15 protein-coding genes are annotated in these 12781 nt (G+C 69.0%); 6 read left to right on the top strand and 9 right to left on the bottom strand.

Going from position 1 to position 12781, the window contains the following annotated elements:
* Window positions 1-194: 194 nt before the first annotated feature.
* Both AC5W54_RS11140 and AC5W54_RS11135 read left to right on the top strand, forming a co-directional pair.
* Window positions 195-1160, top strand: a complete 966-nt coding sequence (locus AC5W54_RS11140) for a zinc-binding metallopeptidase family protein (RefSeq protein ID WP_495962149.1) — start codon at window positions 195-197, stop codon at window positions 1158-1160.
* A 204-nt stretch (window positions 1161-1364) separates the two neighbouring features.
* Window positions 1365-2222, top strand: coding sequence for a glutathione S-transferase N-terminal domain-containing protein (locus tag AC5W54_RS11135; protein WP_495962148.1), 858 nt, complete (start codon window positions 1365-1367; stop codon window positions 2220-2222).
* A gap of 103 nt (window positions 2223-2325) precedes the next feature.
* Here the strand turns inward: AC5W54_RS11135 and AC5W54_RS11130 are convergent, their stop codons facing one another.
* Window positions 2326-3321 carry a hypothetical protein gene (locus tag AC5W54_RS11130; protein ID WP_495962147.1) on the bottom strand — a complete coding sequence of 332 codons (996 nt, stop codon included), beginning with the start codon at window positions 3319-3321 and terminating at the stop codon, window positions 2326-2328.
* A gap of 182 nt (window positions 3322-3503) precedes the next feature.
* On the opposite strand from AC5W54_RS11130, the gene AC5W54_RS11125 reads away from it, so the two are divergent.
* Together AC5W54_RS11125 and AC5W54_RS11120 are read left to right on the top strand one after the other, a co-directional pair.
* Window positions 3504-4340, top strand: coding sequence for a hypothetical protein (locus AC5W54_RS11125; protein ID WP_495962146.1), 837 nt, complete (start codon window positions 3504-3506; stop codon window positions 4338-4340).
* Entirely contained in the window at window positions 4337-5482 is a 1146-nt protein-coding gene (locus AC5W54_RS11120; protein WP_495962145.1) for a hypothetical protein, read from the top strand. The genes AC5W54_RS11125 and AC5W54_RS11120 overlap by 4 nt, the downstream gene beginning before the upstream one ends.
* Here AC5W54_RS11120 and AC5W54_RS11115 read toward each other — a convergent pair.
* The 7 genes from AC5W54_RS11115 to AC5W54_RS11085 all read right to left on the bottom strand — a co-directional run bounded on the left by AC5W54_RS11115 (window position 5472) and on the right by AC5W54_RS11085 (window position 10381).
* Window positions 5472-5810 (bottom strand): SaoD/DsrE family protein, encoded by a 339-nt coding sequence (locus AC5W54_RS11115; protein WP_495962144.1) that lies wholly within the window; start codon window positions 5808-5810, stop codon window positions 5472-5474. The genes AC5W54_RS11120 and AC5W54_RS11115 overlap by 11 nt on opposite strands.
* Window positions 5807-6199, bottom strand: coding sequence for an iron-sulfur cluster assembly scaffold protein (locus AC5W54_RS11110; protein WP_495962143.1), 393 nt, complete (start codon window positions 6197-6199; stop codon window positions 5807-5809). The genes AC5W54_RS11115 and AC5W54_RS11110 overlap by 4 nt, the downstream gene beginning before the upstream one ends.
* Window positions 6199-6960 carry an ABC transporter permease gene (locus tag AC5W54_RS11105; RefSeq protein WP_495962142.1) on the bottom strand — a complete coding sequence of 254 codons (762 nt, stop codon included), beginning with the start codon at window positions 6958-6960 and terminating at the stop codon, window positions 6199-6201. The genes AC5W54_RS11110 and AC5W54_RS11105 overlap by 1 nt, the downstream gene beginning before the upstream one ends.
* A complete protein-coding gene (locus tag AC5W54_RS11100) occupies window positions 6957-7739 on the bottom strand; it encodes an ABC transporter ATP-binding protein (protein ID WP_495962141.1) in 783 nt (260 codons plus the stop codon). Before AC5W54_RS11100 ends, AC5W54_RS11105 begins: the two co-directional genes overlap by 4 nt.
* Window positions 7736-8806 carry an ABC transporter substrate-binding protein gene (locus AC5W54_RS11095; protein ID WP_495962140.1) on the bottom strand — a complete coding sequence of 357 codons (1071 nt, stop codon included), beginning with the start codon at window positions 8804-8806 and terminating at the stop codon, window positions 7736-7738. The genes AC5W54_RS11100 and AC5W54_RS11095 overlap by 4 nt, the downstream gene beginning before the upstream one ends.
* Window positions 8807-8994: 188 nt before the next feature.
* Entirely contained in the window at window positions 8995-9597 is a 603-nt protein-coding gene (locus AC5W54_RS11090) for a hypothetical protein (RefSeq protein WP_495962139.1), read from the bottom strand.
* Window positions 9598-9826: 229 nt separating this feature from the next.
* Entirely contained in the window at window positions 9827-10381 is a 555-nt protein-coding gene (locus tag AC5W54_RS11085; protein ID WP_495962138.1) for a thioredoxin family protein, read from the bottom strand.
* 235 nt (window positions 10382-10616) lie between these two features.
* Between AC5W54_RS11085 and AC5W54_RS11080 the strand changes: the two genes are divergently transcribed.
* Window positions 10617-10877: a hypothetical protein gene (locus AC5W54_RS11080; RefSeq protein ID WP_495962137.1), complete on the top strand. Its 261-nt coding sequence runs from the start codon at window positions 10617-10619 to the stop codon at window positions 10875-10877.
* A 16-nt stretch (window positions 10878-10893) separates the two neighbouring features.
* Here the strand turns inward: AC5W54_RS11080 and AC5W54_RS11075 are convergent, their stop codons facing one another.
* Window positions 10894-11196, bottom strand: coding sequence for a winged helix-turn-helix domain-containing protein (locus tag AC5W54_RS11075; protein ID WP_495962136.1), 303 nt, complete (start codon window positions 11194-11196; stop codon window positions 10894-10896).
* Between the two features lie 228 nt (window positions 11197-11424).
* On the opposite strand from AC5W54_RS11075, the gene AC5W54_RS11070 reads away from it, so the two are divergent.
* Window positions 11425-12771: an ATP-grasp domain-containing protein gene (locus tag AC5W54_RS11070; protein WP_495962135.1), complete on the top strand. Its 1347-nt coding sequence runs from the start codon at window positions 11425-11427 to the stop codon at window positions 12769-12771.
* Window positions 12772-12781: the final 10 nt, after the last annotated feature.

The following is a 12781-nucleotide window of genomic DNA, read 5'->3' as shown; positions in this document are numbered from 1 at the left end:
GGTGCTCAGCCTGGGCGAACGAGATCTGCTTCATCGGATGGCTCTGTCAGACGGTGGCGGGATGGTCAGATTCTACCCCGCCGGAGCCGAACAGGCAGCTGCGTCGGGATTTGTGCAGCGTTTCCTTAAGGGAGCAGGATGCATCCTAATGTGCTTGGCTAAATGCCTTGCCGTTGTTGTGGAGTGACTGCCTCATGCGCGTCTTTGCCAACCCGGTCGGTGCCGGATCCCTCTGGTTCGACAACCTCGCCACCGCCAACGGAACGCCCGTTGCCTATGACCCCCAGGCCAGGGCCTTCCTGCCCATGCCGCCGTTCTGCGTCAACCGGGAGGTCATCGGCTGCAACTGGATCGCTCCCGAGCAGGGCGCCTTCTGCCGGTCCTGCGCCATGACCGCCCTGGCGCCGGATCCCTCCCTCCCCAATGCCATGCCCAACTGGGCGAAGACCGAGGCCGCCAAGCGCTGGGTGCTCGACAACCTGGGCCGCTGGCACTGGTTCCGGCCCGAGGATCCCGGGGCACGCCCGGTGTTTCACATGCTGGCCGAGGGGCCGACCCCGGTGCCCATGGGGCACGTGGGGGGCGTGGTGACGATCAGCGTCGCCGAGGCGGACCCGGTTCTGCGCACAATCCGCCGGGAAGCCCTGGAAGAGCCCTACCGCACCATGATCGGCCACATGCGCCACGAGATCGCGCATATGCTCTGGTGGCGCCTCAGCCTGCGGGAGGATTTCCTCGACGCCTTTCGCGCCATGTTCGGCGACGAGCGCGCGGATTACCCCGCCGCGCTCCAGCGGTACTTCCATGAAGGCCCGCCGCCCGACTGGCGGCTACGCTTCCTGACCACCTACGCCTCCGCCCATCCCCATGAGGACTGGGCCGAGACCGCCGCCCACCTGCTGCACCTGACGGACATCACCGACAGCTTCGTCGCGGCCGGCCTCTCCTCGCCGGAGCTGCCGAGTCCCGGCTGGGACCCCTACATGGAGCCCGACGCCGCGCGGCTGATCCATGTCGCGGCCAGCCTGGTGGCGGGGGTCAACCACGTCAACCGCTCCATGGGGCTGTCCGACCTCTACCCCTTCGTGCTGTCGGAGGCCGCGCGCCAGAAGCTGGTCTTCGTGCACGACTGGTTACGCCGAGGCGCCCAGGGACTTTAAGCCGGCCCCGGGGTTGGGCGGCGAGCAGGGGAAGTGAGGGGTATGTCGGGTATTACTCCTGGCGCCCTTGCCCCGGGCCGCGCTGCCTGCCCGCCTGGGCGCGGATGACTGGCACCGCTGCCGGCTCGAAGGCATGATGGTCGCCTCGGCCGGACCCAGGGTGGCGAGAGACTGCCGGTCGGCCACCTGCAAGAGGAAACCCCCATGTCCCGAACGACTCGCCTGCAGGACCTGCTCCGGGTACTGCGCCACCACCAGGGCCCCATCGGCGGGCCCGACCTTGCCGCGGCGCTGGGCGTTACCCTGCGCAGCCTCTACCAGGACATCGCCGTGCTGCGCGCGGTAGGGGTCGAGGTGGTCAACGAACCCGGCCGGGGCTATGTGCTGCCGCCGGAGACCCGGCTGCCGCCCGCGGCCCTGGCCGAGCCCACCCAGCCGGCTGACGGCAGCCCCGCCGAGCTGACCTTCTATACTCACCCGCTCTCGCGGGGCGGCATCGTTCACTGGATGCTCGAGGAACTCGGCGTGCCCTATCGCATGGAGACGCTCGAGTACGGTACGACGATGAAGGCAGCGGACTACCTGGCCATCAACCCCATGGGCAAGGTGCCGGCGCTTCGTCACGGGGAGGTGGTGGTCACCGAGGCGGCCGCGATCTGCACCTACCTCGCCGATGCCTTCCCCGAGGCCGGCCTGGCGCCGGCTCCCCCGGCGAGGGGCGACTACTACCGTTGGCTGTTCTTCGCCGCCGGGCCGCTGGAGGCCGCCATCTCGCTGAACAGCCTGGGCTTCCAGCCCAGCGTGGAGCAGCAGATGCGGCTGGGGTCGGGCGACTACGGGACGGTCATCGACACCCTGGCCGCCGCCGTGGAGGGACGCCGCTACATCACCGGCGACGCCTTCAGTGCGGCCGACGTCTATGTCGGTTCCCACATCGGCTGGGGCATGCAGTTCGGCACCCTCCCCCGGCGCCCCGAGTTCGACGCCTACTGGGCGGGGCTGGAGGACCGGCCGGCGCGCCAACGCTGCGAGGCGTTCGTCCAGCAGGCCCTGGCGCAGTAGAGCCGAAGGCGGGCGGATTGATGGCGCTCTCCGCCGAAGACTTTGGCCGCGGCTTCGAGATCTGAGCGGGACGCAACCGACCAGCGAGCACTCACACGATCCGCTACAGGAGGGTGCGGTCGAACTCGCGACGGAAGTACATCTCGAGGCGCAGGGTCATCGCCCAGCGCGGGTCGTGGCCGGCCTCGCGAGGGAAGTGGAGGGCGGGGGCCATGTCGAGGAACAGGATGCCCCTGTGCACGTCGCGGCGGTAACGCAGCTGCAGGAAGGCGTCCTCGACGCGCGGGCGCGAGCTGCTCTCGCCGAGCACGGCGGCCGTGTAGCGCAGGGCGCGGCGCCGGTCGAGGCGGCGGTTGAGCTCGACGGCCTCGCTGAATTCGAGGGTATCCACCTCCTCGCGCCACTGGACATTGGTCAGAAAGCGCAGGTGTCGTCGCTCGTCGAGTGGCCGGCCCAGGTCCCAGCGGGTGCGGGCGGAATAGCCGTCCTTGTTGAACCACGACAAGCGGTTGTCGCTCTCCAGCTGCCAGGGGCCATCGCGGAGGGACCATAGCCGCTGGCTGATCATCCGGGCGTAGGGATCGGGCGGCAGGCGGGCCCGGATGCCGGCGCCGACCTGGGTGTTCCACTGCCGGGTCTTGTCCCGGTCACCCAGGCGGTTGAGACCGATCCGCAGCCTGCCGCCCCGGTCGGGGCGTTCATCGGCGAGGGTCGACTCCTGCTCGGCCAGGGTGCCGCGGGTCTCCTCGGGGTCGCTCTCGATGACCAGGCGCAGGCGCTGCTCGGTGGTCGGCAGGTCAAGCTTGAAGCTGGCGCCCAGGTCCTGGTCAAAGTCGTCACCCTCGCGCCATCGCCATGCCTGGCCGATGCGCAGGTAGGAGTCGGTCTCCACGCTCATCGCATCGGTGGTGCCGAAGAAGCTGTCGATGCGCCGCGAGGTGTTCTCGACCCATTGCGAGACGCTATGGTGGAAGGGCTCGAGCCGCTCGTCGGCCCACTGCGGCAGGTCGCTATCCTTGTCCCCATCGCCGTCATGGTGGTCGTCGGCGAAGGCACCGAGGCAGGCACAGGCGACGAGTATCATCAGGGGCTTCTTCATCTTGTCGTGCTCACTCTTCCCGGTGCCTGTCCCTCAGTCTATGCGCTATGTAACGAAAGGGTGACATCCTGCGCTGGTCGCGCACCGCTCCCGGGTGGCCGGCAAGGCCGAAGGGACCTTGCGGGCCCGAAGGGGGTCAGAGTCGAAGACGGCCGGGAGGCGGGCGACCGGGAGGGCCACGGATGCTGGAAAGACTGACCACGGGTCGATGGGCACTCCCCTGGAGGCACGCGCACCTGGCCCTGGCGGTGGTGGTCCTGCTGGCCTGGTCGCTGCTGGGGGAGCGGCATGCCGGCCTGCTGTTCGTGCCGGCCTGGGTACTGGTCACCCAGTTGATCGCCGCCGGCAGCCTGGAGGCCGCCCGGCTGCGCCGCCGTGCCTGGCTGGATCAGTACCTGCGTGACGACTCCCCCTGGCATCGCTTGCTGCGTGGCGGCGCATTGATGGTGGCCCGTCACCAGTTGCTGGGGGCCTTCCTGGCGCTGCTGTTGCTGGTGAAGCTGCGTCTGCTGGCCTGGGCCGACTGGCCGCTGTTGCTGCTCGCCGTGGCCGGCCTGGTGGTGCTGCGCAATGCCCTGCGTCGCCGCCTGGCTCGGCATGTCATCGGCGAGCATCTGCCGGCGGTGACCCGGCGCCTGGTGGTAATGCCCGCCGCCGGCCTGCTGGCCCTGGCGCTGGTGGTCGCGGCGCTCTGGCTGCCCCAGCCCTACCTGGTGGGCCTGGGCTGGGAGGAGGCGCTGCTGCGCCACCTGCAGGGGCGCGACGCCACCTCGCTGCTCGGCTTCTTCGAGCGGCTCGGCAGCGCCGTGGAACTCAGCCAGTACTGGGCCATGCAGAACGCGGTGGAGGCCGTGCCGCTCGGCGCTCCCCTGGCGTTGCTGGGTTGGCTGCTGTTGCTGCTGACCCAGAGCGCCTTCGCCTGGGCCTACGTACGCCTCCTGGTGGGGGCCGAGGCACTGTGCCGGGAGGGGCGGCGTCCCGTCGCGGCACCCGATAGCGACGAGGAGGAGACCCCATGATCCCGACTCGACACACGCGCCGGCCGGTGTTGTCGGGGAGCGGCTGGCGACGCTGGGCCGCACCCCTGTCGGCGGTCATGGTCCTGATGCTGCTGCTCGACCTCGGCCATCGCCTGCTGCAGGAGCGCGCCGAAGCGCCGCTGTTCCGGGTGGTGGTCAACGGCGAGCCCCTGACGCTCGATGCCGAGACCCACGCCGCGCTCGGTCGGGATCTGGAGCGTCTCACCGCCGGGATGCAGGACGACGTGGCGGCCGCGATGCGGCCCTGGGTGGACGAGCGGCTGGAGGCATCCTTCGCGCCCCTCGAGGCGGCCGTGCCGGGCTATCTCGACTGGTACTACTCGCTCTCCGGCAGCTACCTGCGCCTGGGGATGGCGGTGGCCGGCGACCTGGATGAGTGGCTGGATGCGCAGCTCCACGAGCGCCTGGTCGCCGCCAGCGGGGTCGAGCAGGCCCTGGCCGAGCTGGAGGCGGACTATCCGCGGCGCCTGGCCCAGGTTCAGCGGGAGACGATGCAGGGCATGGCGCAGCACCTGTACGAGGCGTACGAGCCGCGACAGGCGGTGCCGGCGGAGGCGGGTGAACGTCCCGTCCACGTCCTCGGTCTCGACCTGGCGTTGCGACAGGCGCTGCATGACGGCCTGGATGCGCCGCGCTGGGGGACCGCCGGTCTGGGTGGCGCCGGCGTCGGCATGCTGGCGGGGCGTGCCCTGGCCCAGCGGCTGGGGGCCGGGGCGGCCGTGCAGGGCAGCCGGCTGGCCGTGCGCGGCCTGATGGCACGCCTGGGTGCCAATACCGCCCGCTCGCTGGCGACGGGCGGCACGGCGGCGGCCGCCACCGCGCCCGCCGGCCCGGGGGCGATGGCGATCGGCATGGCCACCACCACCGTGGCCCTGGCCGGTTTCGTCGGCAGCGAGTACGCGCTGCTCAAGGCCCAGGAGGCGCTCCATCGGCCGACGATGCAGGCTCAGTTGCTCGACGAGATCGCCCAGGCCCGTCATGAGACGAGCCGAGCGCTCGATGACGTGGCCGCGGCCAGTACCGCCGCGCGGGCCGCCCGGATGACGCACTACGCCGGCCGGGCCGAGGAGGGCGGTCAGACGCCCGAGGCGTACCGGATCGTCGAGCGTGTTAGAGAGTGATCACTTGATCGGGCGGGTTTCCCGCCAGCGCGGCGTAGAGGTCGGGAAAGCAGCCGATGGGGACGCCGGGCATGAGCCGGTCGGCGATCTCGCGCTCAAAGCAGCACTGGTCGCAGCCCATGAGCAGCATGCCGCTGTGCTCGGCGACGGCGCGCAGGCGCTCGCCGATGGGGTTGCCGTCCACCAGGACGTAGTTGTTGTCCTCGAAGAAGAACATGCCGACCACCTCGACGCCGTGTCGGCCCTCCTCGAGCTGGGGGAGAATCATCTTCGCGAGCACGTAGGAGACGTTGTGCCGCTGGGTGGCGAACAGATAGGCGACCTTCATGACGAACACTCCTCGGTGGATGTCAGGAGGGTGGCGCGCAGGGCGGCCACGGCAATGACGGCGCGATCCTGGCGCGCGGGCGGCACGCCCTCCAGCGAGGCCACCAGGGCTTCGGCGTCGAGGCCGGGTGTTGCGTCGAGCGGGTGGCCGGCCGCGTAGTCGGCCAGCGCCTGGCAATAGGCGACGAGCGTGGCACAGGGCGTGGCCTCGAAGCGTGCCTCGGCGATGGTGCCGTCGCGTACTGCCAGGCTGAAGCGGGCGCGCAGCCCCTCCGGTGTCTCGATCCATGCCCCGGCGATCGGCAGCGGCGGAGCGCGCCGCGTGCGCAGGCCGCGCTCCAGGCAGTCCGCAAGGCGCAGCGTACGCTTGCCTGGGTGCTGCCGCGACATCACCGGTACTTCCAGCGCAGCAGGTAGCGCTCCAGGACCCCGGCCAGCCCGAACAGCAGCATGACGAACGCCAGCACCAGCACGATCAGGGCGAACGTCAGCTCGGCGTTGTAGGTGCTCTGGGCGAACGCCAGCAGGTAGCCCAGACCGCGGCTGGAGGCGACGAATTCGCCCACCACGGCGCCGGTGAAGGCGAAGCCCACCGCGACCTTGAGGCTGCCCATCACCCAGGCCACCACGGAGGGCACATAGACGTCGCGCAGCAGCACGAGTGGCCCGCCGCCGAGGGTCTTCACCCGCTCGACGAGGCGCGTGTCCACGTCGCGGATGCCGTTGTAGACCGCAAAGAAGGTCAGCACCACCACGAGGATGAAGGAGAGCGCCACCTTCGAGGCGATGCCGATCCCCAGCCAGATGATGAACAGCGGCGCGAGGATAACGCGGGGGATGGCGTTGAGCATGGCCATCACCGGTTCCAGCAGTTCCGCCACCGGGCGGGCCAAGGCCGCGATGAAGCCGAGCAGGGCGCCGCCGGCGAGCCCCAGGAAGAGGCCAAGCAGGGCGGCGCCGAAGGTGGCTTCGAGGTGCCGATAGATCTCGCCATCGATGAAGAGCTGGGCGATGGAGCCGCCGATGGCCGAGGGGGGCGGCGCGTAGAAGGGATCGACCCAGCCCAGCGCGCTGATGCCTTCCCAGAGCAGCAGGAACAGCGCCAGGGCGGCAATGCGCCGCAACTGTAGCCACAGGGTCGCGCGCTTCATGGGGACACCGCCTCGGGCTCGGGGCGCCGCCGCACAGCGGGCGTGCGCACCTCCTCGGACAGCGCATCCCACAGCGCCCGCGCGGTGACCGCGAACTGGTGTTCCTCCTTGACGCGCAGCAGGTCGCGCGGGCGCGGCAGGTCGATCTCCCAGCGTCCCTTCACGTGGGCGCGCGGTCCGTTACCGAGCAGCACCACCCGGTCGGAGAGGGCGACGGCTTCCTCGAGGTCGTGGGTGACCATCAGCACGGTGAGGTGCTCGCCCTCGACCCAGCCGAGGAGATCCTCGGTGAGATAGTGGCGCACGATGGCGTCGAGCGAGGCGAAGGGCTCGTCCATCAGCAGCAGCTTGGGGCGCAGGGCCAGTACCTGGGCGATCGCCACTCGCTTGCGCTGGCCGCCCGACAGCTCGCGTGGATAGCGGTCGCCGAACTGCCCGAGGCCTACCGAGTCGAGCCACTGCATGGCCGTTCGGCGTGCCTCGGCCTTGCCGCTGCCGCGGATGCGCAGCCCGAGTGCCACGTTGTCGCGGGCGGTGCGCCACGGCAGCAGGGCATCGTCCTGGAACAGCAGACCGATCTCCCGGCGCTTCAGGCCCAGCCGCACCTCCCCGGCGCTGGGTTTCTGCAGGCCCATGACGGCGCGCAGCAGGGTGCTCTTGCCGCAGCCGGACGGCCCGATCAGGCTGACGAACTCCCCGGCGGCGACACCGAGGTCGACGTTCTCGACCACCGGCTCGTCGCCATAGCTCATCTGCAGGGCGCGGATGTCCAGCATCATGAGGCGAGGGCGTCCGGATAGGCGATCTGCTCGAGCTCGACGTCACCGCCGCGGCCACCCGCCGCCTTCTGGACCTCGATGACGCGCTGCATGGCCTCCAGGTCGAGCTCCACCTCGCGCGGATAGAGCGAGGCGCGATAGCGCGCCAGGCTGGCGGCCACGGTCTCACGGTCCCCGCCGGTGATGATCTCGCGGGGCAGCGCCTCCACCAGGGCGTCCGGCTCGGCTTCCTGGACGAACTGCAGTCCCCTGGCCAGGGCGCGGGCCAGGCTGCGGATCTCGTCGCGGCGTTCGTCCAGCTCCTCGCGGCGCACGGCCACGCCCATGAACTCGTAGGGGCCGCCGAGATACTCGTTGGCATCCTCGATGTCCATGCCGTTGACCAGCACCCGCGCGCCGCGCTCCTGGAGCAGCGACAGCGCCGGTTCCTGGACCATGCCGGCGTCCAGCTGGCCGAGGCGCAGGGCGTCGTAGAGGTTGGTGCCCACGGTGGCGAATTCGACGCTGCCCAGGTCCACGCCGGCGCGCCTGAGCAGATACATCAGGAAGGCATGGTCGGCGTTGCCCAGCGCCGAGACGCCGAGGACACGGCCCTCGAGGTCGCCGACCTCGGTGATGGTCTCGGCCGCCTCGAGGCTGGTGGCCAGGGCAAACAGCGGCAGGCGGCCGGTGGTCGCGACACGCACGATGTCGGCCCCGCTGGCGAAGGCATTGAGGGCGGCATCGAACGAGGTCGCGGCATACTCCACGGCGCCGCCGTTGAGCGCCTGGAGGGCCGCACTGCCCCCTCGGGTATAGACCAGTTCGACGTCCAGCCCCTCGTCGGCGAAGAAGCCCGCCGCGCGCGTCGCCTCGTAGGGCACGACGCAGAGCAGCTGGCTGCAGAAGGCCAGGCGGATGCGCTTGAGCTCCTGGCCGAAGGCCGGCAAGGGGCCGCCCAGAGCCGCCAGACCCGCGGCACCGGCCATGCCCTTGAGCAGCGTGCGTCGCCGGAGGCTTCGGCTGACGTGAATGATGTCCAGCTCACCGTGTCCCGGTGGCTGCAGGTCATGGCAGCAATCCGACATGACGGCACTCCCGGTTCGGGTTCGACATCCTGAATCTACGAAAAGAATGGCGCGAACGACAAAGAATAAACAGCATTAGGAATATAGCTTATTGTATTGAACGACCGCGCTGGACAGCCGTTCATGCCATCCCGTCGCGCTCTTCGCGACGGGAGGCGGCCGGGCTGTATGGGCCGGCCGCATGCCGGTCAATGAGTGTGAGTCGCGCAGGTCACCGCCGGGTTGAAGGGTTCGAGGTGGCCGTTGCTGTTGTCGAGGAACCAGACGTGCTGGTCGTAGTGCGGCTCGAAACCGTGTGCCTCGTCGAGCGCCGTGTCCGGGTCGTTGGCCATGTCGTCCCAGTTGCGGTCGGCGAAGCGCGGGGGGGCGGTATGGCCGGCCTCCTCCCACGCCTTCTGGAACACCAGGTTCTCGACCCCGACCAGCCTCAGGGTGCCATCCGCCTGCGGCTCGTAGAGCAGGATGGCGGGTTCGAGAAAGTCGGTGTGGGTCCCGGTGCCATCGACCCGCGGCTCGGTCGCGGTGATGCCCAGCAGGCCCGGGTGCAGGTAGTGGATGCCCATGCCGCCCAGCTCGGCAGGCAGGCCGTGGGCCCCGGCCATCACGCACTCGCCCGACGGGTCCGGAATGTACCCTTCCGCCAGGGCGACATTCACATCCGTGAAGCGCTCCACGGCGACACGGATCGATTCGATCAGTTCCGTGACCTCATCGGCCTGGGCGTTTCCTGCCAGGGGGCCGGCCAGTGCGAGCCCCGTCGAAATGACGCCACCCCACACGATGCCACGCATATGACTCTCCTCCGCTTGCTCCTCTTCCATCATATTCGAGGCGCCATATCGTCGACGCTTGATATTTGGCCTTCTTTGGTATCAGGGGATTGGTCGAGGGAGAGTCGAAATGGTGAGCGTTCCTCATCTTCTGTGGTGAGCGGGTAGCGCACTCTGCCGCCCGCCACCGGCGGGGACGTCGAGCGACTCACGGGGCCGCCCCCGCGGCGTCCACCCTGCCGGCAGCCGGTCAGGTCGTCTTCCACTTGATGTTGCAGCCCATCGATGGCTTCTGGTCGGCGTCCGGCGCCCGGCCGGCGAGCACGGCGTCGGCGGCGGCACGCAGGTCGGCGCCGGTGACCGGGGTCTCCTTGCTCGGCCGGCTGTCGTCGAACTGGCCGCGGTAGACGAGCCGGTGGTCGGCATCGAAGAGGAAGAAGTCCGGTGTACAGGCGGCCTGGAAGGCGCGGGCCACGTCCTGGCTCTCGTCCACCAGGTAGGGGAAATCGTAGCCCCGCGACCGGGCCTCCTCGATCATGCGCGTTGGACTGTCGTCGGGGTGGCGGTGGAAGTCGTTGCTGTTGATGGCGACCACGGCGAGGCCGCGTTCGCCATACTCCCGGGCGAAGTCGGCGAAGGCATCGGCGATGTGCTTGACGAAGGGGCAGTGGTTGCAGATGAAGGCCACGAGTACCGGCTGGCCCTCGAAGTCGGCGCTGTCCACCTCCGTGCCGTGGGGGTCGGGAAGGCGGAAGGGCGGCAAGGGACTACCGAGCTCGGCCATGTTCGAGGGCGTCAGGGACATGGGGAAGGCCTCCTGTAGTGCTTGAAGGATAGTCTCAGGGTAACAGACGGCGCCGCTGGAGTCGGCCGGGCGGGCCTGTCTAAACTTGATCAGGCCAAGGCCGGTTACGAAGGCGAGAAGTGCAGCGCCCCTTCCTGCAGGCGTGCAGGCAGGCGGATAGTTGAATTCGCGGACCTCTCGCTGGTCCATGGGAGGATGACGAGCGACGGGCAGACACAGGGAGGAGGTGACGGATATGAACGTGCAGCAGGTAACCGAGGCGGAACTGCTGGCCCGAGTCGAGCGCTGCATGGCCGGCGAGCGGCTGGTGGTCGAGCACGAGGGCAGGCGTTTCTCGGCCCGGGTGCAGCATGTCGGCGCCACCGGGGTGAAGGTCATTCCCGAGACGGCGCTGCAGGGCAGCCACGGCGAGCCCGGCGACCTGAATGGCTTCATGGTCTCGTTCGGCGAGATCCTGGAACTCGAGGTCGGCGGCGTCACCTACCGTTGGCGGTGAGCCGGCGGCTTTCGTTTCAGGGTGCCGGTGGGTAGCCGAGCTCGGCGCCGAGGCGAGCGGCATGGGCCGAGATCCAGCTCGGATCGAAGGGCCCCCAATCGCGGATGACGTAGCGGCCGATGTTGTGTCGCTCGCCGGCGTCCTTCTGGAACTCGCAGACGATGTCCAGCTCGGCGAGGGCTCCCAGGGTGTCCTGGGCGGTGCGTCGTGGCATGCCGGTGGCCGCCATGATCGCCGGCACGCTGGTGACGCCGCTGTCGACCAGATGGGCGACATAGAGGCGTCGGTAGAAACTGGACTGGGTCTTGCTGAGTGGCATGATCGGCCCCTGGCTGTCGCGGGTCACTCGGAGACGAATCAGCAAGAGTAGTCGAGCCGAAGTGCGCCGGCAACTGGCCCCGAGCGACAGCGACGTTTCCACTCCGCTTGTCAAAGATCAAGGCCATCCCCCGGGAATCCACCATGCTGTGACGAGGGGTTGCGTCGGGGGTGTGGCGAGCAGGGTGCCACCCCGTCGCCGGCTTCATGGGGGCAGAGGAGCGTGGCGATGAGCTGGAACGTGTTTGTGATCGGGTTCGATGAGCTGAGCAGGCGGCTGCTGCGGCACCTGGAGCACGCCGAGGACTATGCGTTCCATGCCTTGCTGTCGCTCGATGAGGTCGTGCAGGCCGACGAGTTCCGGTTCGATCGCCTGGTGGCTGACGCCCTGGCGGAGCTCCGGCGGTTTCCCGGTTCGGTGGATGCCATCGTCGGTTACTGGGACTTCCCCACCAGCGCGCTGGTACCGGTGTTGCAGCAGCGGCTCGGGCTGCGAGGTCCTTCCCTGGAGGCTGTGCTGAAGTGCGAGCACAAGTACTGGAGCCGTCTCGAGCAGCAGAAGTCGGTCCCCGAGTGTGTTCCGCACTTTCAGGCGGTCGACCCCTTCGACGAGCATGCCGTCGAGACGATCCATATCGACTATCCCTTCTGGATCAAGCCGGTGAAGGCCCACTCTTCCCACCTCGGCTTCCTTGTGGGGGATGCCCGGGAGTTGCAGGAGGCATTGCCCCTGATCCGCGCGGGAATCGGTCGTTTCGGTAGACCCTTCGATGAGGTCACGGCGCATGCCGACCTGCCCGACGAGATTGCCGCGGTGAGCGGCCATCACTGCATCGCCGAGTCCCTCATCTCTGCCGGCCGCCAGTGCACCCTGGAGGGCTATGTCCAGCACGGCGAGGTCCATCTCACCGGCGTGGTGGACAGCATACGCGACGCGTGGCATCGCTCGGTCCTGCTGCGCTACGAGTACCCCTCGCGGCTGCCCGACCCGGTGCAGCAGGACATGCTCGCCGTTACCCGGCGCGTCATCGCGCAGATCGGCTACGACGATGCGCCGTTCAACATCGAGTTCTATCATGATACCCAGAGCGGCCGCCTCTGGCTGCTGGAGATCAATACCCGGATTTCGCGCTCCCATGCGGCGCTCTTCCAGCTGGTCGACGGGGCTCCCCAATCCCAGGTCATGATTGACGTGGCCCTGGGGGTTGCCCCGCGCATGCCCTATCGAGAGGGACCTTACGCCGTCGCGGCCAAGCAGATGCTGCGTGTCTTCGAGGACGGCATCGTGTGCCGGGTGCCGTCGGCGGAGGAGATTCGACGCGTCGAGCAGGTCTATCCGGGAACGACGGTCGAGATCAACGTCCGCGAGGGGATGCGATTGTCGGAATTGCTCCACCAGGACTCCTTTTCCTGGGAGCTCGGGGTGCTGTTCACCGGGGCCGATACCCATGACGAACTGCTTGCCCGGATCGCGCGGTGTGTGGAGATGCTGCCGTTCGACATCGCGCCGCTTCCCGACGAGGCAATGACCCGAGTCGGCGAGCGCGGGGGCGGTGGGGGCAGCCACCCGGGGTGACGGAGGGGCC

This window comes from Halomonas sp. LMYGS-3 (assembly GCF_059509875.1).
Note: the sequence above shows the minus strand (reverse complement) of the source record. Positions and strands in the feature narration are given on the sequence as shown.